This is a genomic window from Mesorhizobium sp. M0563, assembly GCF_040321065.1.
Classification (GTDB): Bacteria; Pseudomonadota; Alphaproteobacteria; order Rhizobiales; family Rhizobiaceae; genus Mesorhizobium.
In genome coordinates, this window is record NZ_JAMYQV010000022.1 from 1 (window position 1) to 24,934 (window position 24,934).

20 protein-coding genes are annotated in these 24,934 nt (G+C 64.7%); 11 read left to right on the forward strand and 9 right to left on the reverse strand.

From position 1 onward, the window contains the following. Window positions 1-116 precede the first annotated feature (116 nt). Window positions 117-590: a VOC family protein gene (locus NKI50_RS24190; protein ID WP_023717939.1), complete on the reverse strand. Its 474-nt coding sequence runs from the start codon at window positions 588-590 to the stop codon at window positions 117-119. Between the two features lie 282 nt (window positions 591-872). Between NKI50_RS24190 and ilvD the strand changes: the two genes are divergently transcribed. The 3 genes from ilvD (at window position 873) to NKI50_RS24205 (ending at window position 5,055) form a co-directional block, all read left to right on the forward strand. After that, window positions 873-2,717, forward strand: coding sequence for a dihydroxy-acid dehydratase (ilvD, locus tag NKI50_RS24195; protein ID WP_352548904.1), 1,845 nt, complete (start codon window positions 873-875; stop codon window positions 2,715-2,717). Between the two features lie 28 nt (window positions 2,718-2,745). Next, the gene (locus NKI50_RS24200; RefSeq protein WP_352717808.1) at window positions 2,746-4,020 is read left to right on the forward strand and encodes an amidohydrolase family protein; all 1,275 of its coding nucleotides are present in this window, start codon (window positions 2,746-2,748) and stop codon (window positions 4,018-4,020) included. Between the two features lie 114 nt (window positions 4,021-4,134). Continuing rightward, window positions 4,135-5,055 carry a DMT family transporter gene (locus NKI50_RS24205; protein ID WP_352483994.1) on the forward strand — a complete coding sequence of 307 codons (921 nt, stop codon included), beginning with the start codon at window positions 4,135-4,137 and terminating at the stop codon, window positions 5,053-5,055. Here NKI50_RS24205 and NKI50_RS24210 read toward each other — a convergent pair. Continuing rightward, window positions 5,052-5,954, reverse strand: coding sequence for a phosphotransferase (locus tag NKI50_RS24210; protein WP_352483993.1), 903 nt, complete (start codon window positions 5,952-5,954; stop codon window positions 5,052-5,054). The genes NKI50_RS24205 and NKI50_RS24210 overlap by 4 nt on opposite strands. Before the next feature lie 104 nt (window positions 5,955-6,058). Between NKI50_RS24210 and NKI50_RS24215 the strand changes: the two genes are divergently transcribed. Continuing rightward, window positions 6,059-6,691, forward strand: a complete 633-nt coding sequence (locus tag NKI50_RS24215) for a class I SAM-dependent DNA methyltransferase (RefSeq protein ID WP_023717942.1) — start codon at window positions 6,059-6,061, stop codon at window positions 6,689-6,691. An 18-nt stretch (window positions 6,692-6,709) separates the two neighbouring features. Here the strand turns inward: NKI50_RS24215 and NKI50_RS24220 are convergent, their stop codons facing one another. Together NKI50_RS24220 and NKI50_RS24225 are read right to left on the reverse strand one after the other, a co-directional pair. Continuing rightward, window positions 6,710-9,163, reverse strand: a complete 2,454-nt coding sequence (locus tag NKI50_RS24220) for a GcvT family protein (protein ID WP_352483992.1) — start codon at window positions 9,161-9,163, stop codon at window positions 6,710-6,712. Further along, complete coding sequence (locus NKI50_RS24225) at window positions 9,160-10,044, reverse strand: phosphotransferase family protein (RefSeq protein ID WP_023717944.1); 885 nt, start codon at window positions 10,042-10,044, stop codon at window positions 9,160-9,162. The genes NKI50_RS24220 and NKI50_RS24225 overlap by 4 nt, the downstream gene beginning before the upstream one ends. A gap of 435 nt (window positions 10,045-10,479) precedes the next feature. On the opposite strand from NKI50_RS24225, the gene NKI50_RS24230 reads away from it, so the two are divergent. The 7 genes from NKI50_RS24230 (at window position 10,480) to NKI50_RS24260 (ending at window position 18,006) form a co-directional block, all read left to right on the forward strand. Next, window positions 10,480-11,256, forward strand: a complete 777-nt coding sequence (locus tag NKI50_RS24230; RefSeq protein ID WP_352484001.1) for a DeoR/GlpR family DNA-binding transcription regulator — start codon at window positions 10,480-10,482, stop codon at window positions 11,254-11,256. A 66-nt stretch (window positions 11,257-11,322) separates the two neighbouring features. Continuing rightward, window positions 11,323-12,249: a LysR family transcriptional regulator gene (locus tag NKI50_RS24235; protein WP_023717947.1), complete on the forward strand. Its 927-nt coding sequence runs from the start codon at window positions 11,323-11,325 to the stop codon at window positions 12,247-12,249. 198 nt (window positions 12,250-12,447) lie between these two features. Continuing rightward, a complete protein-coding gene (locus tag NKI50_RS24240) occupies window positions 12,448-13,602 on the forward strand; it encodes an ABC transporter substrate-binding protein (protein ID WP_352483991.1) in 1,155 nt (384 codons plus the stop codon). A 182-nt stretch (window positions 13,603-13,784) separates the two neighbouring features. Further along, on the forward strand, window positions 13,785-14,783 hold the full coding sequence (locus tag NKI50_RS24245) for an ABC transporter ATP-binding protein (RefSeq protein WP_352483990.1): 999 nt from the start codon (window positions 13,785-13,787) through the stop codon (window positions 14,781-14,783). 14 nt (window positions 14,784-14,797) lie between these two features. Continuing rightward, complete coding sequence (locus NKI50_RS24250; RefSeq protein WP_352484000.1) at window positions 14,798-15,748, forward strand: ABC transporter permease; 951 nt, start codon at window positions 14,798-14,800, stop codon at window positions 15,746-15,748. Further along, window positions 15,738-16,553, forward strand: coding sequence for an ABC transporter permease (locus NKI50_RS24255; protein WP_352483989.1), 816 nt, complete (start codon window positions 15,738-15,740; stop codon window positions 16,551-16,553). Before NKI50_RS24250 ends, NKI50_RS24255 begins: the two co-directional genes overlap by 11 nt. 25 nt (window positions 16,554-16,578) lie before the next feature. After that, the gene (locus NKI50_RS24260) at window positions 16,579-18,006 is read left to right on the forward strand and encodes a gamma-aminobutyraldehyde dehydrogenase (RefSeq protein ID WP_352717812.1); all 1,428 of its coding nucleotides are present in this window, start codon (window positions 16,579-16,581) and stop codon (window positions 18,004-18,006) included. 49 nt (window positions 18,007-18,055) lie between these two features. Here NKI50_RS24260 and nhaA read toward each other — a convergent pair whose 3' ends face one another. From nhaA to NKI50_RS24285, 5 genes are all read right to left on the reverse strand, one after another. Next, the gene (gene nhaA, locus NKI50_RS24265; protein WP_352640675.1) at window positions 18,056-19,249 is read right to left on the reverse strand and encodes a Na+/H+ antiporter NhaA; all 1,194 of its coding nucleotides are present in this window, start codon (window positions 19,247-19,249) and stop codon (window positions 18,056-18,058) included. A 91-nt stretch (window positions 19,250-19,340) separates the two neighbouring features. Beyond that, window positions 19,341-19,904, reverse strand: a complete 564-nt coding sequence (locus NKI50_RS24270; protein ID WP_023676342.1) for an ActR/PrrA/RegA family redox response regulator transcription factor — start codon at window positions 19,902-19,904, stop codon at window positions 19,341-19,343. Window positions 19,905-19,967: 63 nt separating this feature from the next. Further along, complete coding sequence (locus NKI50_RS24275) at window positions 19,968-21,293, reverse strand: ActS/PrrB/RegB family redox-sensitive histidine kinase (RefSeq protein WP_352717814.1); 1,326 nt, start codon at window positions 21,291-21,293, stop codon at window positions 19,968-19,970. A gap of 91 nt (window positions 21,294-21,384) precedes the next feature. Then, a complete protein-coding gene (gene hrpB, locus NKI50_RS24280; RefSeq protein WP_352717816.1) occupies window positions 21,385-23,967 on the reverse strand; it encodes an ATP-dependent helicase HrpB in 2,583 nt (860 codons plus the stop codon). 75 nt (window positions 23,968-24,042) lie between these two features. Beyond that, window positions 24,043-24,933: a DMT family transporter gene (locus NKI50_RS24285; protein WP_352640679.1), complete on the reverse strand. Its 891-nt coding sequence runs from the start codon at window positions 24,931-24,933 to the stop codon at window positions 24,043-24,045. Between the last annotated feature and the right edge of the window lies 1 nt (window position 24,934).

Below are 24,934 nucleotides of genomic sequence, written 5' to 3' on the forward strand. Positions count from 1 at the left end.
GTTCCCATCAGCCATCGCATCAAGAAATGCGCCTGGAACGACGACTATCTCATCAATGCCATCACTCATATGCGATAGCCCTGCCTTACAGGGGGAGAAGGGAAGATCGCGTTCGTTCACGCCTTGGCCGCCTCTTCGATCTTGGCGACGTCGATCTTGGTCATCTGCATCATCGCCTGCATCACGCGGCCGGCCTTTTCCCTGTCGGGGTCCAACAGCAGTTTGGGCAGCTGCTCGGGAACGACCTGCCAGGAGAGGCCGAATTTGTCCTTCAGCCAGCTGCACTGGCTGGGCTCGCCACCGCCCGCGATGAGCCTGTCCCAGAAATAGTCGACCTCTTCCTGCGTCTTGCAGTCGATGGAGAGCGAGACCGCCTCGGTGAACTTGAATTGCGGGCCGCCGTTGAGGGCCTGGAACGGAACGCCGTCGAGCTCGAATGAGACCATCAGCACCTTGCCCTCACGATCGCCGCTGCCCTTGGGCCAGCGCATCACGCTCAGCACCTTCGAATTCTTGAAGATGGAAACGTAGTGGTTCATGGCCTCCTCGGCCTGGTCGTCGAACCACAGGCAGGTGGTGATCTTTTGCATTCTCTTGCTCCTCGGGCTGGTTTGTTTGCTTTCGAAACGGCCGGCTGGTGATTGATGCCCCGCTCCTGCCGTCTGCCCAAGGACGCTCGAGTAAAACACGATCCGACAGCACCTCTGACTTTTTTGCGGTCTGGACCGGCTGCGTCTTTGGCTGGCCGTTCGTTCCGCTACCTGGCGCAGCGCAAAATTGTGGCCAGACCAGAGCGTGGCGTCTATAAGGCCTGCGGCTCAATTCCGGTTTTCCGCACCTTTGGGTGCGACGCAGACAGCAAGGACAGTTCAATGCCCGCCTACCGTTCCCGCACCACCACCCATGGCCGCAACATGGCCGGCGCCCGCGGCCTGTGGCGCGCCACCGGGATGAAGGATTCGGATTTCGGCAAGCCGATCATCGCCGTGGTCAATTCCTTCACCCAGTTCGTGCCGGGCCACGTCCATCTCAAGGACCTCGGCCAGCTGGTTGCCCGCGAGATCGAGAAGGCCGGCGGCGTCGCCAAAGAATTCAACACCATCGCCGTCGACGACGGCATCGCCATGGGCCATGACGGCATGCTGTATTCGCTGCCGTCGCGCGAATTGATCGCCGATTCCGTCGAATACATGGTCAACGCGCATTGCGCAGACGCCATGGTCTGCATCTCGAATTGCGACAAGATCACGCCGGGCATGCTGATGGCGTCGCTGCGCCTCAACATCCCGACTGTCTTCGTCTCCGGCGGACCGATGGAGGCCGGCAAGGTGGTGCTCGCCGGCAAGAGCCAGGCGCTCGACCTAGTCGACGCCATGGTCGCCGCCGCCGACGACAAGATCTCCGACGAGGACGTCAAGATCATCGAGCGCTCGGCCTGCCCGACCTGCGGCTCGTGCTCGGGCATGTTCACCGCCAATTCGATGAACTGCCTGACCGAGGCGCTCGGCCTCTCGCTACCCGGCAACGGCTCGACGTTGGCGACGCACGCCGACCGCAAGCGCCTGTTCGTCGAGGCCGGCCATCTGATCGTGGATCTCGCCCAGCGCTATTACGAGCAGGACGACGACACCGCGCTGCCGCGCAGCATCGCCTCGAAGGGCGCCTTCGAGAACGCCATGACGCTCGACATCGCCATGGGCGGTTCGACCAACACCGTGCTGCACATCCTTGCCGCAGCTCATGAGGGCGAGGTCGACTTCACCATGGAGGACATCGACCGGCTGTCGCGGCGGGTACCGGTGCTTTGCAAGGTGGCTCCGGCCAAGGCCGACGTCCACATGGAGGATGTCCACCGCGCCGGCGGCATCATGGCGATCCTCGGCCAGCTGGATAGCGCCGGGCTGATCAACCGCGACCTGCCGACGGTGCACACCGCGAGCCTCGGCGAAGCGCTCGACCACTGGGATATCTCGCGCACCACCAGCCAGAATGTCCGCGATTTCTTCCTGGCGGCACCCGGCGGCGTGCCGACGCAAGTCGCGTTCAGCCAGGACCGCCGCTGGGATGATCTCGATCTCGACCGCGAGAAAGGTGTCATCCGCTCGGCCGAACATCCTTTCTCAAGGGATGGTGGCCTCGCCGTGCTGAAAGGCAATCTCGCATTCGACGGCTGCATCGTGAAGACTGCCGGCGTCGATGAATCGATCCTGAAATTCACCGGTCCGGCAAGGGTGTTCGAAAGCCAGGACGCCAGCGTCAAGGCGATCCTGTCGAACGAGGTCAAGGCCGGCGATGTCGTCGTCATCCGCTATGAAGGGCCGCGCGGCGGCCCCGGCATGCAGGAAATGCTCTATCCGACCAGCTATCTTAAATCGAAGGGTCTCGGCAAAGCCTGCGCACTGATCACCGACGGGCGCTTTTCCGGCGGCACCTCCGGCCTGTCGATCGGCCACGTCTCGCCGGAAGCGGCGGAAGGCGGGCTGATCGGGCTGGTCAGGGAAGGCGACACGATCGAGATCGACATCCCCAACCGCACCATCCGGCTGGCTGTCGACGACGCGGAACTCATCGCCCGTCGCGCGGCGATGGAGGCGAAGGGAACGGCTGCCTGGAAGCCCGAGGAAAAGCGCAAGCGCAAGGTGACGATGGCCTTGCGCGCCTATGCGGCGATGGCAACCAGTGCTGCCAAGGGTGCGGTGCGGTACGTGCCGGAATAGGCATCATTCTTCAACGAGGTGGCGATAAATGGATTTCGACCTTGTGGTGCGCGGCGGGACGCTGCCCGACGGCAGGATCGCCGATATCGGCATCGTCGGCGAGACGATCGCGGCGATCGAGCCTGAGCTCAACATCAGCGCCGGCACGGCGATCGATGCCCATGGCAATCTGGTCTCGCCGCCTTTCGTCGATCCGCATTTCCATATGGACGCCACGCTTTCGCTCGGCATTCCCCGCATCAATGTCTCGGGCACCTTGCTCGAAGGCATTTCTCTGTGGGGCGAGCTGAAGCCGCTTCTGACCCACGAGGCGGTGCGCGACCGTGCGCTTGCCTATTGCGACTGGGCGGTGTCGATGGGCCTGCTCGCCATCCGCACCCATGTCGATGTCTGCGACGATCGCCTGCTGGCGGTGGAAGCGCTGCTCGACGTGAAGAAGACGGTTGCGCCGTATATCGACCTGCAATTGGTCGCCTTCCCGCAGGACGGGTTTTACCGCTCGCCGACGGCGCGCGACAACACCACCCGCGCGCTCGACATGGGCGTCGATGTCGTCGGCGGCATCCCGCATTTCGAGCGCACCATGGCCGACGGTACGCGCTCCGTCACCGAGCTCTGCGAGATCGCGGCCGAGCGCGGCCTGATGGTCGACCTGCATTGCGACGAGACCGACGATCCGCTGTCGCGCCACGTCGAGCAGCTTGCCTATGAGACGCAGCGGCTTGGATTGCAGGGCAGAGTGGCCGGCTCGCACCTCACCTCGATGCATTCGATGGATAATTACTACGTCTCGAAGCTGTTGCCGCTGATCGCCGAGGCCGGCGTTTCGGCGATCCCCAATCCGCTGATCAACATCATGCTGCAGGGCCGCCACGACACCTTTCCCAAGCGCCGCGGCTTGACGCGGGTCAAGGAAATGCTGGCGCACGGGATCCGCGTCGGCTTGGGCCAGGATTGCGTGCTCGACCCCTGGTATTCGCTGGGCACCGCAGACATGCTCGACGTCGCCTTCATGGGCCTGCATGTCGCGCAGATGTCGAGCCCAGCCGAGATGGCGCGCTGTTTCGACATGGTCACCAACGTCAATGCCGCCATCATGGGTCTCGACCACCTTGGCCTGGCCGTCGGCAAGCGCGCCAGCCTGGTCGTTCTCGATGCCGGCAACCCGCTCGAGGCGCTGCGCCTGCGCCCCGAGCGGCTCTGCGTCATTGCCAAAGGCAAGGTGGTGGCCGAGCGGAGCCGGCAGGACACGCGGCTTTCGATCGCCGGAAGGCCGGGCACCGTGAATCGGCGCCACGCTTAGACCAGCCGATTTCCGGCGCTGGTCTTACCGAATTCTCGATTTTCGCCTCGTCACGGCCGCTGCTAGCGACTACGACGCGGGTCACCGTAGCCACGGCGAGGAACCGGTAACGGAATGGCGCAGCCCGCAGCCCAGAACTCGACGATCAGGAACGTGCTGCTGGCCGGCATCCTGCTGATGCTCGCCGGCGATTTCCTGTTTGCCTTGAACGACGCGATGGGCAAGTGGCTGGTCGCCAGTTTTTCCGTCGGCCAGGTCGTGCTGATCCGCTCGATCGGCGCCTTTTTCATACTCGGGCCGATGATTGCACATCAGGGTGCGGCCAAGCTGTTTCGCATGGAGCGGCCGGAGCTGCAGCTGCTGCGCGTGGTGATGACGACGCTCGACACGGCGCTGTTCTACGCGGCGGTCGTCTATCTGCCGCTCGCCGACGTGATGAGCTTCTACATGGCCGGGCCGATCTATGTCGCGGCGCTGTCGCACTTCTTGCTTGGCGAAAGGGTCGGCTGGCGCCGCTGGGCGGCTATCCTGGTCGGTTTCTGCGGCGTGCTGATCATGCTGAAGCCGTCTTCGGCCGCGTTCTCGCTGTCGTCGATGTTCGCGCTCGCCGGCAGCATTTCCTTTGCCTTCGCCATCATCCTCAACCGGCGACTGCGCGGCACCAGCGACACCTCGCTGGTCACCTGGCAAACCATCGGCACGCTGCTGGTCGGCGCTGCGTTGACCATCGGCAGTTGGAAGACGCCGTCCTCGCTCGATTTCGGCGCCATGCTGCTTCTCGGCATTGTCTCCTGCGGCGCGCATCTGATGATCACTAGGGCATTGAAGCTTGCGCCTGCCTCGACCTTGGCGCCGCTGCATTACAGCCTGCTGTTGTGGGCAGTGGTCTTCGGCTCGGCCTTCTTCGGCGATGTGCCTGGGCCACGCATCCTGGTCGGCTCGGCCATTGTCGTGCTGGCCGGCCTGTTCATCTTCCACCGCCAGAAGGTGGTCGACACGGTGCCGCCCGAAAACGTGCCGAAGGGTGTGAACTAACCCTGGCGCACCGCCGCGAGATGCCGTGAAAATTCCGGCGTCTCCATCAGTGCCTTGCAGCGCGCGAAGCGGCCGTCGGCGTAGGCGCGGAAATCGTCGACCGGATTGCCGTTGGCAAGCTGGATCAAGCCCCACAGCGTCCACAACAGGTCGCACATCGCCTTGTAGATGACGATGCGGGCGCGCTCCGCCGGTCTCGGCTCGCCGCCGAAATAGGCCAGCATCATCTCCTCGTCCTGCGCGGCGTCGAATTGCCCTTCGACGCTGAGGTCGCCGAGATCCCAGAGCGGATCGTTCATCCCGGAATATTCCCAGTCGACGATCCACATCCTGTCGCCCGTATCGAGAAAGTTTTCGCAGAGCGGATCGCAGTGGCAGGCGACGATTGGCAGAGGATGAGCCGCAAGTGCCGAGCGCACGGTTTCCGCTTCGCGGACCCCATCGTGGTAGCCGGCAGGCAGGGCGACGTCCTTGGTCGACAGCACTTTCAGATAATCATCGATCATCGCAAACAGTTCAAAGCGGAAGGGGAACACCGCGCCGGATGTGTGCAGTTTGCGAAAGGCCTTGCCGGCGCGTGCCGGGCTGCCCGGTCGGGTCTTGAATTTTTCCGGCGACATCGTCTCGGCGCTGGCGATGAAGCGGGTCACCAGCACGCCGGTCTCGGCATCGACATGCAGCACTTCCGGGCTGACGCCGGCCTTCGCCGCTTCCCGCGCCGCCACTGCCTCGTTGGCGCGGTTGATGTATTCCTCGGTACCCTTGCCGGGGATACGCAGGCAGAAATCCTTACCCCTGAAGACGAGGTTGGTCAGGCCGCCGAGCCGTTCCAGCGGGCCGTCATAACCGGCCAGCATCGGAATGGCCGCAAGTGCGGCGCGTGCCTGGTCGTCCGCCATGGCTTTCGCTCCTTTTCCAGTCTTTATTGTCGCGACGACGGTTCCACAGTTTTCGCCGTTTGGCTATGATCGCGTCGCAGATCGATACCAGGCGACGGAAAGCGATGACGGACAGCAAACAGCAGAGCGCGCTCGCCGCAGCCTATGCGGCGAAGCGACCGGAAGACGTCGCGGCGCTCTACGACAGCTGGGCCGGCACCTATGACGCCGACATGTCGGCGGCCGGCTATCGCCATCCGACCATCTGCCTTGCCTTGCTGGCCCGCCATCTGCCGCGCGGCGCCGCTCCTCTCCTCGATGCTGGCGCAGGCACCGGGCTCATCGGCGAATGGCTTGCCATCACCGGTTATCCGCAGGTCGAGGCGCTCGACATTTCGGAAGGCATGCTGGCGCAAGCCGCGCGCAAAGGCGTCTATTCGGCCCTTCATTGCCTGGCGCTTGGCGCGCCGCTGCCTTTCGTGGACGATGCCTATGCCGGGATCATCTCAGCCGGCGTCTTCACGTCCGGCCATGTCGGGGCCGAGGGTCTGGACGAGCTGATCCGCATCTGCCGGCCGGGCGGGGTGATCGTGCTGACGGTGAAGAACACGCTGTGGGATGCGGGTTTTGCCGCGCGGATCGCCGAGCTCGAGGCGCAAGGCACCGTCACCCGCGCCGAGGAGACGCCGCCCTATGTCTCGATGCCAGGCGAGGCCGATACGGTGCCCAGCCGGGGGCTGGTGCTCATCGTGAACTGAGGCTGAAACCGGAAGGCTCTAGGCCTTCACCTTTGCTCCCGCCGGATCGTAAAGCGGCTCGAGGTGGATTTTAGCCGGCGTCCGTTCCATCGCCACCACCAGCTCGTAATCGCCGGAGGTGAGGAAATCATCGCCGACGCCATCGGCATTGCGCACATAGCCGTAGCCGATGTTCTTGCCGACGGTGTAGCCATAGCCGCCGCTGGTGAGATAACCGACGGCCTCGCCATTGCGCAGGATGGTCTCACGCCCGAGCAGCACGATATCCGGATCATCGACTGTGAAGCCGGCAAAACGTTTCCTGAGCGCCGCGCCGTCGAGCTTTTCAAGCGCCCGCCGGCCGAGGAAATCGGTGTTCTTCCTGAGCTTCACCGCCCAGCCGAGGCCGGCCTCCTGCGGCGTGTCGTTGGGCGTGATATCGGCGCCCCAGGCGCGGTAACCTTTTTCCAGCCGCAGCGATTCTAGCGCCCGATAGCCGACCGGGCGAATGTTGTGGACAGCGCCCGCCGTCATCAGCGCGTCGAAAACCTCGCCCGTCGCCGCGATCGGCGCATGCAGCTCCCAGCCGAGCTCGCCGACATAGGTGACGCGCAGTGCCCGAATGACGTGGCCGGCAATGGCGATCTCGCGAACATGGCCGAACGGAAAGGCGGCGTTCGAGACGTCGGCATCGGTCACCGCTGACAGCACGTCGCGGGCGCGCGGCCCCATCAGCGACAATGTGCCGAACTCCTCGGTGACGTCGGTCAGCGTCACGTCGAACTCGCTGCCGATATGATCGGCAATCCAGGAGAAATCATGCGTGCGGAAACCGGTGCCGGTGACGATGTAGAATTTCTCCTCATCGAGCCTCGCCACGGTCAAATCGGCCTCGATACCGCCGCGCGTGTTGAGGAGCTGCGTGTAGGTCAGCCGGCCGACCGGCTTGGCAACGTCGTTGGCGCAGATCCAGTCCAGCGCCTTCAGCGCGTCGGCACCGGTCATTTCGTATTTGGCGAAAGACGACTGGTCGAAAATGCCGATCTTTTCGCGCACGTGGCGGTGCTCGTCGCCGACGGGTGAAAACCAGTTCTGCCGGCCCATCGAATAGAGGTCCTTCGGCTCGATGCCTTCCGGCGCGAACCAGTTCGGCCGCTCCCAGCCAAGTTTCGAGCCGAACACGGCGCGATGTTTTTGCAGCCGTTCGTATAAAGGCGAAACGATGCGTGGCCGGCCGCTGACATATTCCTCGTGCGGGAAGCCGATCGTGTAGTGCTTGCCGTAGGCTTCCAGCGTGCGGTCTCGGACCCATTGCCGGTCGCGGTGCAGATCGGAAAAGCGGCGGATGTCGACCACCCACAGATCGAGCGGCGCCTCGCCGTCGACCACCCATTGCGCCAGCACCCAGCCGGCGCCGCCGCCGGATGCAATGCCGAAGGCGTTGAAGCCGGCGCCGACGAACATATTGGGGCATTCCGGCGCCACACCGAGGATGAAATTGCCGTCCGGCGTAAAGCTCTCCGGACCGTTGATCATCTGCTTGACGCCGACATTGGTGAGCGCCGGGACACGCTCGATCGCCTGGCTCATATGCTGCTCGAAATGATCGTAATCATCGTCGAACAGCCGGAACTCCCAATCGTCCGGCACATCGCCGCCGGGCAGACCGGTCGTCCAGGCCTGCGGGTTCGGCTCGTAGCCGCCCATCACCAACCCGCCGACCTCCTCCTTGAAATAGGTGCGGCGATCGGGGTCGCGAATCGTCGGCGCATCGGTCGCCAAGCCGTCGATCCTCCCGGTGATGATGTACTGGTGCTTCACCGGCTGCAGCGGCACGTTTATGCCGGCGAGCGCACCCACCTGCCGCGCCCATTGCCCGGCGCAGTTCACCACCTTGTCGCAGGCGATATCGCCCTTGCTGGTCTTCACCGCGGTGATGCGGCCGTCTCTCATTTCGAAGCCGGTGACCCGCACCTCCTCGAACAATTTTGCGCCGTGCATGCGCGCGCCTTTGGCCAGCGACTGGGTGATGTCGGAAGGGCTTGCCTGACCGTCGCTCGGCAGCCAGGAAGCGCCGACGAGGTCGCCGGTTTCCAGCAGCGGCCACATTTCCTTGACCTCGGTCGGCGACAGCAGATGCATGTCCATGCCGAAGCTCTTTGCCGTCGTTGCCAGCCGCTTATACTCAGTCCAGCGGTCGGCATTGGTGGCAAGCCGCAGGCAGCCGGTCATCTTCCAGCCGGTGGCAAGGCCGGTTTCGGCTTGCAGCCCTTTGTATAGATCGACCGAATATTTGAGCACCCGCGTGATCGACGCCGACGAGCGCAGCTGGCCGACCAGCCCGGCAGCATGCCAGGTCGAGCCCGAGGTCAGCTTGCCCTGTTCGAGCAGCACGATTTCGGCCTTGTGGTCGCGCGCCAGATGATAGGCCGTCGAACAGCCGATGATGCCACCGCCGATGACGACGATGCCGGCCTGGGCGGGCAAGGTCATGGCCGCATCCCGTATTTTGTCCTGTAGTTTTCCAGGGCGGCTTCGAGCCGCGCCAGGTTTTCGTCGGCGTAGGCGGCGTAGTCGACGCCGGGCGCATCGAGGTAGAGCTCGGAAACCATGCCCCACATCGCCTCGCGCAGCAGCGACGCGCATTGCATGGCGGCGTGCGAGCGCCGTATCGCTTCGTCCGGCTCCTTCATGAAGTAGGCGGTCAGGAAGGCGAAGGATTCCTCGTCGCTCATGCCGGCATTGGAAGCCGCGCCGGCAAGGTCGAACATCGCGGTGTTGAAGCCGGCATATTCGAAATCGATGAGCCATAGCCTGTGACCGTCATCGATTATGTTAGCCGGCAGAAGATCGTTGTGGCCGAAGACGATCGGCAGCAGTTTTTGCGCGCGCTCGAGCTCGTCCGCCAGCGTCAGCAGGCGTGGCAATTCGCCCAGCTTGCGGCTGCCGCCTTCCTCCAGCGTGCGCGCATAGTCGCGAATGACGTGGAATACCCAGAACATGAAGCCGGCGCCGGAGACATGACCGGGCATCTCCCGGTGGAAACCGCGCAGCAACGCGGCGACGCGGCCGAGATCGGCGCGCACGTCTTGCGCGACATAGGCCTTGGCGCCGAGATACTCCGTCACCATGACGCCGGGTCCGGTGTAGCGGACGGCCGGAGCGAAGCCTGCCGCGTGTGCTGCCCGCGCGGTCATCATCTCGCGCTCGCGAAAGACATGGTGGAACGGATAGTCCTGCCCGATGCGCACGACGTGCCGCCCGGCCGCGTCCTTGACCAGGTAATTGGCATTGCTCAACCCGCCCGGCAGCGGCGCAATGTCGATGCTGCCGGTCCAGCAAGGCAGCGCGCGGATGCGGTCTTCGACAGTCACGATCTCGTCCAACATTGGGTCAATTTTCCACGCATGTCATGGCTGGCCAGCGATGACAATCGGACGGAGGAATGGAGGCAACGCGAAGATCTCGTCGGTGCAGATCTCGGGATCGGTATCCCGCACCGCACCGACGAGCCCCTTTGTGCCGGGTTCTTCGACGCCGGCATCCGCCCCCGCGGATCCTAATTTTCGGTTCCCTCGCACCCGAGGATTTCCCAGGCGTTCAGGCAAGCAATTTTTCGTGCGGCTCAGCCGTCGGCCTCCGTTCCGAGCCTGTCACAGCGATAATGTCGCGCCAGGCTGGAGACGTTGTCAACGCGAAATTGTGGTGTTTTCTGCTTTTTTGCCCGAATTTTGCGAAATATCTTGGAGTAAGTGGCATTTATGCTGTAGAAACGGTCAATGGTGCAACAATTCGACCGGTTGGAACCGATGGGCCACTCGAAGCGGCATGGCGAAATCCTGCGCCTCCTCAAGGAGGAAGGCACCGTCACCATTGCCAGCCTGGCTGACCGGCTGGGCGTCTCGCTGGAGACGGTACGCCGCGATGTCAAGCCACTGACCAGCGATGGTTCCATCCTCAAGATGCATGGCGCCGTCGGCCTGCCGTCGATTGCCGGCGAAGCGCCGTTCGAGCGGCGCATGCGTGAGAACGCCGATGCCAAGCGGGCAATTGCCCGCATGGTCGCTGCCACCATCCGCGACGGCGAGTCGATCATGCTCGACACCGGCACGACCACGAGCTTCCTGGCCCGCGAGCTGCTCGGCCACCGGCGGCTGACGGTCGTCACCAATTCCTCCGACATCGCCCGCACGCTGGCCACCGTCAACGGCAACAAGGTCTATATGGCCGGCGGCGAGCTGCGCAGCGATTCCGGTGCTGCTTTCGGCGTCTCAGCCATCGAATTCGTCAGCCGCTTCTCCGTCAGCCACGCGGTGATTTCGACCGGCGCGGTCGATGCCATCACGGGTGTCATGGACTATGACCTCGAAGAGGCTGAGTTCGCCCGCATGGTGCTGTCGCGCGGCCAGCGTTCGCTTGTCGTCACCGACCACAGCAAATTCGGCCGGCAGGGTCTGGTTCAGGTCTGCGGCTTCGACGGCTTTTCCGAACTCGCGACCGACCGTCTGCCGCCGCATGACATCGCCGCCGCCCTTGCCCAGGCCGGCGCGCGGCTCAGCATTGCGGATGGCGGAAGCGAGGACTGAGCTCTATCGGGAGAACGGCACCAGCACCCACTTCCCAGCGCCGCCTCTGCCGTGTTTAGTCCGGCCATGGCTTTCACCATCCGCCAATTGCAGTTCTTCATCGCCGTCGCCGAGCAAGGCACGGTGTCGGGCGCCGCCCAGAATCTGTCGATCTCGCAATCCTCGGTCACCGAGGCGATCAAGGAGCTGGAGCACGATCTCGGCGTCGAGCTGTTCGAGCGCCACCCGCGCGGGCTGAACATCACCCACAAGGGCCACCAGTTCCTGCGCCATGCGAGGAAGATCCTTGCCGACGTTTCCGATGCGCGCCGCGCCTTCTTCGGCGAACAGATCGCGGCAAGCGGGCGGCTGCAACTTGGCGTCACCTCGCTGGTCGCCGGCTATGTGCTGTCCGATCTTCTTGCCCGCTACCGCCGCGCCTATCCGGGTGTCGAGGTCTCGGCGATCGAGGACAATGGCGACTATCTCGAGCACCTGTTGATCGGCGGCAAGCTCGACATTGCGGTCATGGTCACCTCGAACCTGCGCGACCGCACCGCGCTGCAGTCCGAAATCCTCGAAGTCTCGGCCTACCGGCTGTGGCTGCCGCTCGGCCATCCGTTGGCCGGTGCCGACATCATCGGCATCGGCGATATCGCCTCGGAACCGCTGATCATGCTGACCGTCGACGAGATCGAGGAGAATACCGGAAAGCTGCTGACGGCGATCGGCGCCAAACCGCACGTCGCATTCCGCACCCGCTCGGTCGAAGCGGTGCGCAGTCTCGTCGCCACCGGCGCCGGCGTGGCGCTGCTGCCGGACCTCGTCTACCGGCCATGGTCGCTGGAAGGCGACCGCATCGAATCGCGCGATATTTCGGGATCGTTGCCGGTCGTCCAAGTCGGCATGGTCTGGCGGCGCGGCTCCGGCCTGCCGCAGGCGGCGCGCGACTTCATCGGACTTGCCCAGTCGCAGCGCATGGTGCGCCAACGGCCCGAGAAGATCGGCCGGTGATGTATCGGAAAAACCGATATCGGCTTTCTGATAAATGAATTTGCGAAACCGGAAATTTCGCAGCACTTTTGAGCCAGGGAACAAAGCTGCCGCAGGAGCACGGCCCCTTAGAGCCGCGCATCCAACGTTTGAACGGGCGCATGACCTTTTCCGAAAACCGAAACCGGTTTCGAGGTCATGCAAAATGGGAGATCGACGATGAATTCATTGCTGAAATCATGCACTGCCTTGACGGTCGCGCTGACCTTCTCCGGCCAGGCCATCGCCCAGGTCAAGGAGCTGGGCAAGGGTGAAGGCGAGGTCAATATCGTCGCCTGGCCGGGCTATATCGAGCGCGGCGAAACCGACAAGGGCTATGATTGGGTCACCTCGTTCGAGAAGGAAACCGGCTGCAAGGTCAACGTCAAGACCGCCAACACCTCCGACGAGATGGTTTCGTTGATGAACGAAGGCGGTTTCGACCTTGTCACTGCCTCCGGCGACGCCTCGCTGCGCCTGGTTGCGGGCAAGCGCGTCCAGCCGATCAACACCGACCTCATCCCGAGCTGGAAGACGGTCGACGACCGGCTGAAGGATGCGCCCTGGTTCACCGTCGGCGGTGTCCATTACGGCGTGCCGTACCAATGGGGGCCGAATGTGCTGATGTACAACACCGAAGTGTTCAAGGAGGTGCCGAAGAGCTGGAACATCGTGTTCGAGGAAATGAAGCTACCCGACGGCAAGTCGAACAAGGGCCGCGTCCAGGCCTATGACGGGCCGATCCACATTGCTGATGCCGCCAACTACCTGATGGCCCACAAGCCGGAGCTCGGCATCAAGGATCCGTACGAACTGACTGAGGACCAGTACAAGGCTGCGCTCGACCTGCTGCGCGTCCAGCGTACGCTGGTCGGACGCTACTGGCATGACGCTGCCATCCAGGTCGACGATTTCCAGAACGAAGGCGTCGTCGCCTCCGGTTCATGGCCCTATCAGGTCAACACGCTGATCGCGGCCAAGAAGCCGGTCGCCTCGACCATTCCCGAGGAGGGCGTCACCGGCTGGGCCGACACCACCATGATGGAGGCCGATGCGGCCCACCCGAACTGCGCCTACATGTGGATTGAGCATTCGCTGTCGCCGAAAGTGCAGGGCGACGTCTCCGCCTGGTTCGGCTCGCTGCCGGTGGTGCCCGCCGCCTGCAAGGGCAACGAACTGCTCGGCGAAGAGGGCTGCAAGACCAACGGCTACGACAATTTCGACAAGATCAAGTTCTGGAAGACGCCGGTCTCGAAATGCGCCACCCAGAACGACCAGTGCGTGCCCTATTACCGCTGGGTGTCGGACTATATCGGCGTCATCGGCGGACGGTGAGTTCGTCTCACCTACGAAGCTCGGCGCTGCCCCTCACCCTTACCCTCTCCCCGTGAAGAACGGGGGGTCGCCAGCGTTGGAGCGCCTCCCTTCTCCCCGTCCACTACGGGAGAAGGTACCGGCAGGCGGATGAGGGGCAGCGCTACCCTGAATTTGATGAGCCTGACAGATCAGGACAACCCATGACCCCCGCCGTTTCTTTCCAAAAAGTCTCCCGCCATTTCGGCAGCGTGCGTGCCGTCGACGCGGTCGATCTCGACATCGTGCCGGGCGAGTTCTTCGCCATGCTCGGGCCTTCCGGCTCGGGCAAGACGACGTGCCTGCGCCTCATCGCCGGGTTCGAGCAGCCGACGGCGGGCTCGATCTCGATCTTCGGCGAACGCGCCGAGGGCGTGCCGCCCTATCGCCGCAACGTCAACACCGTGTTCCAGGATTATGCGCTGTTCCCGCATCTCAACGTGCTCGACAACGTCGCCTATGGGCTGATGGTCAAGGGCGTCGGCAGACCGGAGCGGCAAAAGGCGGCGGAAGAAGCGCTGGCGCTGGTGCGGCTTCCCGGCTACGGCGCGCGTCGCCCTGGCCAGCTTTCCGGCGGCCAGCGCCAGCGCGTCGCGCTCGCCCGTGCGCTGGTCAACCAGCCCAAGGTGCTGTTGCTCGACGAGCCGCTCGGCGCGCTCGACCTCAAGCTTCGCGAGAACATGCAGGAGGAGTTGAAATCGCTGCAGAAGGCGCTCGGCATCACCTTCGTGTTCGTCACCCATGACCAGGGCGAGGCGCTGTCGATGGCCGATCGCGTCGCCGTCTTCAACGACGGCAAGATCATGCAGATCGGCACGCCGGAAGACATCTACCAGCGCCCCAAGACCCGCTTCGTCGCCGATTTCGTCGGCTCGTCCAACGTACTGCCGCCGGATTTCGTCCAGCGCTATGCCGGCCAGCATCGCTGGGGCAGCCTGCGCCCTGAATCCATTCGCATCGGCCGGGCGGCCAAGGGCGACGGCGTTGCGGCTCGCCTGGTGTCGACCAACTATCTCGGCGCGACGATAAGACTGGCGCTCGATGCCGAAGGCTTGCGGCTGCATGCCATCGTGCCGGCGGGTGCTGCCTTGCCCCGGGAAGGCGAGGCGGTGGTGCTCACCTTCAACCGCGAGCATTTGCATCTGATGGACGAGCTGGGATGAGCCTGGACGCCGCCATGCCGCGGGCCACGACCCCCGCCATCCTGCCGGGAAGCGGCGGCCTGCGCGGCGCGCTCTCCGACCTCTTCTGGCGCCGGCCCCAACTCCTGCTTCTGCTCATGCTGCTGCCGCCGGTTCTTTGGCTCGGCATCGTCTATATCGGCTCGCTGTTCGCGCTGCTTTTGCAGAGCTTCTTCTCGATCGACGAGTTCTCCGGCCTCATCAACCGCGAGTTCACGCTGAAGACTTATGGCGACCTGCTGCAGGCCGCCAATCTCGACATCATCCTGCGCACGGTAACGATGGCGGCGCTGGTGACGTTTGCGTCGGCGGTCATTGCCTTTCCCATCGCCTATTACGCGGCGCGCTATGCGCGCGGCCGTTGGAAGGCGTTGTTTTATCTCGGCGTCATGCTGCCGCTGTGGTCGAGCTACCTGGTCAAGATCTATGCCTGGAAGCTGATCCTCGCCAAGGAAGGCATCCTGACGTGGCTGCTGACCAAATTGCATCTTCTGTGGCTGCTTGATGCCTGGCTGTCGCTGCCGATCGTCGGCGGCAACTCGCTGTCGGTATCGTCCACCGGCACCTTCATCGTCTTTGTCTATGTCTGGCTGCCGTTCATGATCCTGCCGGTGCAGGCGGCCCTCGAGCGCGTGCCGGGCAATCTGGTCGAGGCTTCTTCCGATCTCGGCGCGTCACCCGGCCAGACCTTCCGCAACGTGCTGTTCCCGCTGGCATTGCCGGGTATCGTCGCCGGTTCGATCTTCACCTTCTCGCTGACGCTCGGCGACTACATCATTCCGCAGATCATCGGCACCTCGCGGCTGTTCATCGGCCAGGCCGTCTATTCGCAGCAGGGCACCGCCGGCAACATCCCGCTCGCCGCCGCCTTCACTGTGGTGCCGATCGTCATCATGGGCTTCTATCTCTGGGGCGCCAAGCGCATGGGGGCCTTCGATGCGCTCTGACCGCGGCCAATCCGCGCCGATCGGCCTGAAGCTCGCTGCCACCGGGGGCCTGCTTTTCCTGCACCTGCCGATTCTGCTGATCTTCGTCTATGCCTTCACCACCGAGGAGAAGAGCTTCGTCTGGCCGCCGCCGGGCCTGACCACGCAATGGTTCGCCGTCACCTGGAACCGCCCCGACGTCTGGCAGGCGCTGTCGCTGTCTGTACGGGTCGCGGCGATCTCAACCGCCATCGCGCTGGTCCTCGGCACGCTCTGCGCCGCCGCCGTGTCCCGCACAAAATTCTTTGGCCGCGAAACCATCTCGCTGCTGGTCATCCTGCCGATCGCGTTGCCCGGCATCATCACCGGCATTGCGCTGCGCTCGGCCTTCGCGCTGGCCGAAATCCCGTTCTCGTTCTGGACGATCGTCCTCGGCCACGCCACCTTCTGCGTGGTCGTCGTCTACAACAATGCGGTCGCCCGTTTCCGCCGCACGTCCGGCTCGATGATCGAGGCGTCGATGGATCTCGGCGCCGACGGTTTCCAGACCTTTCGGCATGTCGTGCTGCCCAACATCGCAACCGCGCTGCTGGCCGGCGGCATGCTTGCCTTTGCGCTGTCCTTCGACGAGGTCATCGTCACCACCTTCACCGCCGGCCAGCAGCAGACGGTGCCGATCTGGATGCTCGAAGAGTTGATCCGTCCGCGCCAGCGTCCGGTCACCAATGTCGTGGCCATGGTGGTGGTGCTGGTGACGCTGCTTCCCATCCTCGCTGCCTATTACCTGACCCGCGACGGCGACCAGATCGCCGGTTCGGGCAAATGATCTCGTTCATAAGGGAGAGACTTCCATGGACACGCAGATGCTGATCGGCTCGAAATTCGAAAAAGGCACCGAGACCGAGGAACCGATCCTCAACCCGAAGACCGGGGCGAGCATCGTCAATCTGCCCGAGGCCAGCCCGGCGCAGATCGAGGCGGCGGTGCTTGCCGCCGAAAAAGCCTTCGTCACCTGGTCCCGCACAACGCCGGCGCAGCGCGCCGGCTATCTCCTGAAGATCGCCGATCGCATCGAGGCCGCGGCACAGGATTTCGCGGCGCTCGAGGCGCTGAACTGCGGCAAGCCGATCAATGCCGTGCTTAATGACGAGATCCCGGCGATCGTCGACTGCTATCGCTTCTTTGCCGGTGCGGTCCGCTCGATGCCCGGCCAGGTCGCCGGCGAATACATTCCCGGCCACACCTCGATGGTCCGCCGCGACGCCATCGGCGTTGTCGCGTCGATTGCGCCGTGGAACTATCCGCTGATGATGATGGCCTGGAAGCTGGCGCCGGCGATTGCCGGCGGCAACACCGTCGTCTTCAAGCCGTCGGAACAGACGCCGCTGACCGCGCTGAAGCTGGCGAAAATCCTTGCCGAGATCCTGCCGGAAGGCGTCGTCAACGTCGTGCTCGGCCGCGGCGACAGTGTCGGCAACACGCTGATCAACCACCCGAAGGTCAACATGATCTCGATCACCGGCGACGTCGCCACTGGCAAGAAGGTGCTGCAGGCCGCCGCCAAATCGGTCAAGCGCACACATCTCGAGCTCGGTGGCAAGGCGCCCGTCATCGTCTTCGACGACGCCGATCTCGGTGCAGTGGTCAACGGTCTGCGCGCCTTCGGCTATTACAATGCCGGCCAGGACTGCACCGCCGCCTGCCGCATCTATGCCGGCAAGAAGATCTACGACAAGCTTGTCGCCGACCTCTCCGCTGCGGTCTCGACCATCAAGTATGATCGCCCCGACGATACCGAGAACGAGATCGGCCCGCTGATTTCGCGTCGCCAGCGTGATCGCGTCTCGAGCTTCGTCGAGCGCGCGTCTGAGCTCAAGCACATCGAGATCACCACGGGCGGCAAGCCGGGCGAGGGCTCCGGCTTCTTCTACCAGCCGACCGTCGTCGCCGGCGCGCTGCAGGAAGACGAGATCGTGCGCCGCGAAGTGTTCGGCCCGGTGGTTTCGGTCACCCGTTTTTCCGAAGTCGACGAGGCGGTGAACTGGGCCAATGACTCTGACTATGGCCTGGCGTCATCGGTGTGGACCAAGGACGTTTCGCGCGCCATGGCGACGGCCGCCCGCCTGCAATATGGCTGCACCTGGATTAACACCCACTTCATGCTGACAAACGAGATGCCGCATGGCGGGTTGAAACAATCCGGCTACGGCAAGGACATGTCGCTCTATGCGCTGGAGGATTACACAGCCGTCCGCCACGTCATGATTGCGCACGGGTAGGGTCCAGATGCGGGAGAAGGTGGCCTGAAGGCCGGAAGTGGCGGCGCGACTATTCTTCCGCCTCGTCCGTCCCGTCCGCCGCCGGCGCCACCAGCAGCACGGTGGCGCCGAGGAGCGCGGCGATGAAGGAGCCGGCGAGGATGCCGACCTTGACCGCGTCCTGCAGAGCGACGTCGCTGGCGAAGGCGAGCAGGCCGATGAACAGGCTCATGGTGAAGCCGATGCCGCAGAGCAGCGAAATGCCGATCATGTGCAGCCAGCCGGCATTGACCGGCAGATCGGCGAAGCCGAGCCGGATGGCAAGCGCAGAAGACCCGAACACGCCGACCAGCTTGCCGGCGACGAGGCCGGCGGCGACGCCGAGCGTCAGCGGCTCGGCCAGGGCGGCAGCGCTGAGACCGCCGAGCGAGACGCCGGCGTTGGCAAAGCCGAAAATCGGAATGACGAAAAAGGCGACGACTTTGTGCAGGCCGTGTTCGAGCCGGTGCAGCGGCGAATGGTCGAGATCGTGGCCGCTGCCCAGCGATATCTTCAATGGAATGGTGAGGGCCAGCGCGACGCCGGCAAGCGTCGCATGGACGCCCGATTTGAGCACCAAAACCCACAGAACGATGCCGAGCAAGACGTACGGCAGCAACGTCAGCACCCGCATGCGGTTGAGCACCACCAGCAGCGCGATGACCGAGAAGGCGGCGCCGAGATAGGCGAGCGACAGGCCGCTGGTATAGAACACCGCAATGATGAGCACGGCGCCGAGATCGTCGATGATGGCGAGCGCGGTGAGGAATATCTTCAGCGAGCCCGGCACGCGGCTGCCGAGCAGCGACAGCACTCCGAGCGCAAAGGCGATATCGGTGGCGGTCGGGATCGCCCAGCCGGACAGAGCGGCCGGATCGTTGCGGTTGATGGCGACGTAGACCAGTGCCGGCACCGCCATGCCGCCGGCGGCGGCGATGCCGGGCAGCACGCGGCGCGGCCAAGTCGAGAGCTGGCCGTCGAGCATCTCGCGCTTGATCTCGAGGCCGACCAGCAGGAAGAACACCGCCATCAGGCCGTCATTGATCCAGTGCGAGACGCTGAGCGGTCCGAGATAGGCGTGGAGGGCGGAGAAATAAGCCTCGCCCAGCGGCGAATTGGCGACGATCAGGGCCAGCGCCGCCGCAGCCATCAGGATGAGGCCGCCGGCCGCCTCGCTGTCGAGGAATTCGCGCAGCATGGAGACCAGCCGCTTTTCGTCCTGCATGTCGCCTCCGTCGTATCAGCGGCAAGGTCCGACACCGCCAAGCGATGATGCGCAAACAGCGCTGGCCGGGCAAGCCTGCAGTCAGAGCCTTTTAGCGCGGCGCGCGCTTGGCGAGGATACGCTGCAGCGTGCGGCGATGCATGTTCAGCCGGCGCGCGGTTTCCGAGACGTTGCGGTCGCACATTTCATAGACGCGCTGGATGTGCTCCCAGCGTACCCGGTCGGCCGACATCGGATTTTCGGGCGGTGCTGCGCGTTCGCCCGCCGTGCGGGTCAGGGCTGCAAAGATGTCGTCGGCGTCGGCCGGCTTCGACAGATAGTCGATAGCGCCGAGCTTCACCGCCGTCACCGCGGTGGCGATGTTGCCGTAGCCGGTGAGGATGATGGCGCGGGCATCGTCGCGCTTCTCGCGGATCGCGGCGACGACGTCGAGGCCGTTGCCGTCGGCCAGCCGCATGTCGACCACCGCATAGGCCGGCGGATTGGCGCGCGCCTTGGCAACCGCTTCCTCGACGCTCTCTGCCGTCTCGACGACAAAACCCCTGGTTTCCATGGCGCGGGCAAGCCGCGTCAGGAACGGCTTGTCGTCGTCGACGATCAGCAGCGAGGTGTCCTCGCCTTCGACCATTGCGCCAATCGTTTCGTCAGTACTCATCGTGCTGAAAATCCTGCTGCCTGATTTTTACGCAAATACAGTTTCGCAACGCTATTGTCCAATTTAGGCCGTGTCGAACATGGTGGCCGAAGCCTGCTCGGGATTGAGGAAGACGCTGCGCGGCCACGATATCTGCACGATAGCGCCCTCGCCGGGCTCGCTCGAATTGCGGAAATCGAGCGTCGCGCCGGAGCGTTCGAGCAAGGTCTTGGCGATGAATAGGCCGAGGCCGAGGCCGCCGCCGGCTTCGGTGCCTTGTCGCGTTGACATATAGGGTTCGCCGATGCGGTCGATGATCTCGGGCGGAAAGCCCGGCCCGTCGTCGATGATCGTGAAGCTGACAACGGCCTCGTTCCAGCTCCAGCGCACGGTGACATTCTTGTGGGCGAAGTCGACGGCGTTCTCGACCAGATTGCCGAGGCCGTAGATGACGCCGGGATTGCGCCGGCCCACCGGTTCCGGGCCGATGCGCTCGCCCGGCCGAAGCTTAATCGAGATGCCGAAATCGCGGTGCGGTGCCGTCACTTCCTCGACCAGTGAGGTCAGCGGCAGGCGCGAGAGATGCACCTCGCTCTCGGAGGACAGGCTGGTCAGGCGCTTCAGGATTTCGCGGCAGCGCTCGCTCTGCGAACGCAGCAGCTTCACGTCCTCGCCGTATTTGGGATCTTCGCCAAGCGCCTTCTCCATCTCCTTGGCGACAAGCGCGATCGTGGCGAGCGGCGTGCCGAGCTCGTGCGCGGCGGCGGCGGCGAGGCCGTCGAGGGCCGAGAGATGTTGCTCTCGCTGCAGCACCAGTTCGGTGGCGGCAAGCGCGTTGGCAAGCAGCCGCGCCTCCTCGGCCACCCGGAAGGCATAGATCGCGGTAAAGGCGATGGAGCAGAACACCGCCATCCACATGCCGGCGACATAAATGAACGGCATCGCCAATGGCGCGCCCTCATGCCAGGGCAGCGGCAGGTGGTAAAAGACCAGCAGCGTCGCCGCCACGATCACCAGCGCGCCGAGCATGGCGGTCAGCCGTAGCGGCAGCGACGTCGCCGAGACGACGACGGGCACGGTCATCAGCAGCGAAAACGGATTGGTGAGGCCGCCGGTCATGTAGAGCAGGCCGGCAAGCTGCAGGCTGTCGAAGGTCAGGATGGCAAAGGCCGAGGGCGGGGTAAGCCGATGCGCCGCCGGATAGCGGAAGGTCAGCAAAAGGTTCATCCAGGCCGAACAAGCGATCAGCGCAAAACACATGCTGACCGGCAGCGGAAATTTCAGCCCGTAAGCGACGACAAGCACGGTCAGGCTCTGGCCGACGATGGCAAGCCAGCGCAACCTGATCAGCGTGTTGAGGCGCAGCCGCTGGCTTTGCTGGAAGTCGGGTGCGTGCAGGATGTTTATCATGGCCAATGATTATAGAGGGGAAACAGCCGGAGGTCTTTTCCGAAAAAGCGCCGAAGCTGGCCTTCCGTTCGGGATAACAGTCCGGGAATCATTAGGTACCGCGCGGTTTGGCGCGGCTCGTTGCGGCGGCGAGAAGCGGGTTCTCCGGCCAGACATGCCTGGGATAGCGGCCGCGCATGTCTGTCCGCACATCGGCCCAGGAGCCGCGCCAGAACCCGGGCAGGTCGCGCGTCGTCTGGATCGGCCGGCGCGCCGGTGACAGCAATTCGAGCGTCAGCGGCACAGTGCCGTTGGCGATCGCGGGATGCCGGTCGAGGCCGAACAGCTCCTGCACGCGGATTGCCAGTACCGGCCATTCGCCGTCATAGCGGATCGGCAGCCGACTGCCCGACGGCGCGTCGAAATGGGTCGGCGCCAATGTGTCGATCTTGCGCTGCAATTCGTGCGGTACCAGCGTCATCAGGCCTTGCGAAAGCACGCTGGGATCGATCGCGGCAAAGGATGCGGCGCCGGAAAGGAACGACAGCAGCCAGTCGTCGAGGCGCTCGACGAGCGCCGCATCGGAGACATCGGGCCATGGCGCACCGAGGCCGCGATGCAGCCAGCCGAGCCGCTGCCGCAACGTCTCCGCTTCCCTGCTCCACGGCAGCAGCGACAGGCCGTGTTCGCGCAAGGCGTCGAGAATGGCGCTGTCTGCGTCGGCACCGGTCGGCGCCGGCAGCATGCGTTCGGACAACGTGATGGCGCCGAGCCGAGCCGTTTCGCGCACCCGCACCGCGCGCCTATCGCGGTCGAAGCTCACCTCGCGGCGAGTCTCGATCTTTTCCGCCAGCGCGGTGCGGATGTCGGCCTCGTCGAGCGCCGCCGCCGCGGTGATGCGGGCGTTCTGCGCCTTACCCTGCAGATCGGCGACGACGAGCCAGGTCTCGCCGGCCAGCGGGTCGGAGGCGTCGAGCATGGCGCCGGAGCCGTTGGCAAGCACGAAGCGGCCACGCTCGCCGCGCGCTTTAGCGACCCGGTCCGGCCAGGCATGGATGAGGAGAGCGCCGGCGGTGCTGCCCTCTCCCTTGAGGGGAGGGTCGATCCGCGTAGCGGACCGGGGTGGGGTCGGTTCGGGCACGCCATCGGCGACCCCGCCGCGTCTCCCTCGTCTCGCTGCGCTCGGCTCGCTCGCCGACCCTCCCGTCGAGGGGGAGGGTGAAGCCTGCTTTGCCAACCTCTCGGCCAGCTGCCGGGCAGCGGTGGCACGCGGCGATCTTTCGGCATGAAAGCGCATCAGCCGCCGTTCGAGATCGGCACCATCGCCGCCAAGGCCGCGCTCGGTGAGCAGCATGGCCAGCATCGCCGCCTCGAGCGCCTGGCCGGTCCTTGCCGCCTCGGCGACCATGTGGGCGAGCCGGACCGGCAGAGCCAGCTTGCGCATCGCGGCACCGGCCTCCGTCAAGCGCCCTGCCGCATCGACGGCATCGAGCGCGCGCAGCAGCGCCCTTGCCTCGTTGAGCGCCGGAGCCGGCGGGGGGTCGAGGAAGGACAGGCTCGTCGGATCGGCAACGCCGAACGCCGCGCAATCGAGCAACAGGCCGGAGAGATCGGCTTCGAGGATTTCCGGTGGCGTGAAGGCCGGCAGTGCCGCTGTCTGCTCGGCCCGCCACAGCCGGATAGCGACGCCCGGCTGTGTGCGCCCGGCCCGGCCGGCACGCTGGTCGGCGGAAGCGCGGGAAGCACGCACCGTCTCCAGCCGCGTCAGGCCGCTGGCCGGCTCATAGCGCGGCAGCCGCGACAGGCCGGAATCGATGACGACGCGCACGCCGTCGATGGTGATGGAGGTTTCGGCGATCGACGTCGCCAGCACGACCTTGCGACGGCCGGGCGGCGCCGGCTTGATCGCTGCGTCCTGCGTCCTGTTGTCGAGCATGCCGTAGAGCGGCACGATGTCGGTGTCGGCGCCGACCTTGCCCGCCAGCCGCTCGGCGGTGCGCTCGATCTCGCGCTGGCCGGGCAGGAAGACAAGCACGCTGCCCTCCTCCCCGGCAAGCGCCGAGCGGATCACCCTGGCCATGGCATCCTCGATGGTGACGCCGGCCGGCCGCTCGTCATAGCGGATGTCGACCGGAAAGGCGCGGCCTGCGCTCTCGATCACCGGCGCGCCGGAAAGCAATTTTGCGACACGCGCGCCATCGAGCGTCGCTGACATGACCAGCAATCTGAGGTCGGGCCTCAGCGCACCCTGCACGTCGAGCGCCAGCGCCAGCCCGAAATCACCGTCGAGCGAACGTTCGTGGAACTCGTCGAACAACACCGCCGAGACACCAGGCAGCTCGGGATCGTCGAGGATCATGCGGGACAACACGCCTTCGGTGACGACGACGATCCTGGTCTTCGCGGAAGTCCGGTTTTCCATGCGCATGGCATAGCCGACGGTTTCACCGGGCTCTTCGCCAAGCAGTTCGGCCATGCGGCGGGCGGCAGCGCGGGCGGCGAGGCGGCGCGGCTCGAGCAGGATGATCTTTCCGGCGCCGAGCCATTGCGCATCGAGCAGCGTCAGCGGAACCAGCGTCGTCTTGCCGGCGCCGGGCGGAGCCACCAGCACGGCGCTGTTACCATGGCTCAGCGCTTCATTGAGCGCCGGCAAGACCGCGGAGACCGGCAGGTCCGGCAAAGGTTTTGTCGTCATTGTCCTATGATGTGCAGCCAGTTGGCAGCGATCGCATATCAGCGGTGGCGGTCGCCGCGCAACCTTGGTACCAGCTCAAAGTCGGGTCCGCGAAAAAGGGTTCCAGCGCACCGTGCCAAGCCGCACCTCCTCGCGCACCATCGTCAGCAGGCCCGAGCCGCCGACCACGGCGAGCCCGACCAGCGACAGAAAATCGGGATATTCCCTGAAGAACAGCGCGCCCAGAACCACCGCCCAGACGATTTGCGAATAATGCGTTGGCGCGATGCGGTTGGCCGGCGCGTATTTGACCGCCAGCAGATGCAGCAACTGACCGCCGGCGGTAAAGGCGCCGGCCAGCACCAGCCACGCCCATTGCCTGCCATCCGGCAGCGAGAACGAGGTAGCCGCCGCACCGACGCCGTTGAAGAGCAGGCCGTAGCCGATCAGCACGCCGAGCATCGTCGTGCGCTTTTCCTGCGCGGCGAGCGAACGCATCAGGATGACATTGGTGGCGGCCAGGAAGGCGATGATGAACGCCGCCAGATGACCAAGATGCAACTCGCGAAACCCAGGCCTGACGACCAGCATCACCCCGGCAAAGCCAGCGACGACCGCCAGCCACCGCCATGGGCCGACCTTCTCTTTGAGGACGAGCGTGGCCAGGATGGTGACGAACAGCGGCGCCAGGAAGATCAGCGCATAGACTTCCGCCAGCGGGATGGTGGTGAAGGCGTAGACGCTGAGCACGCCGGAGGCGATGCCGGCCCAGGCGCGGGCCTGTACCGCCCAAGGCCGTGTCGTGCGCCAGAAATCGCGCCAACGCTCGCCTGGCGGCCTGGCAAAGAGCAGAAAGCAGCCGGCAAACAATGTCGAGAAGAAGCCGATCTCGAAGACGTTGAACTGCCCGCCCAGGCTTTTGACAACCGCGTCGCTGCACGAATAGCTTGCATAGGCGATGAGAGCGAGCAGAATTCCGTTGGGCACG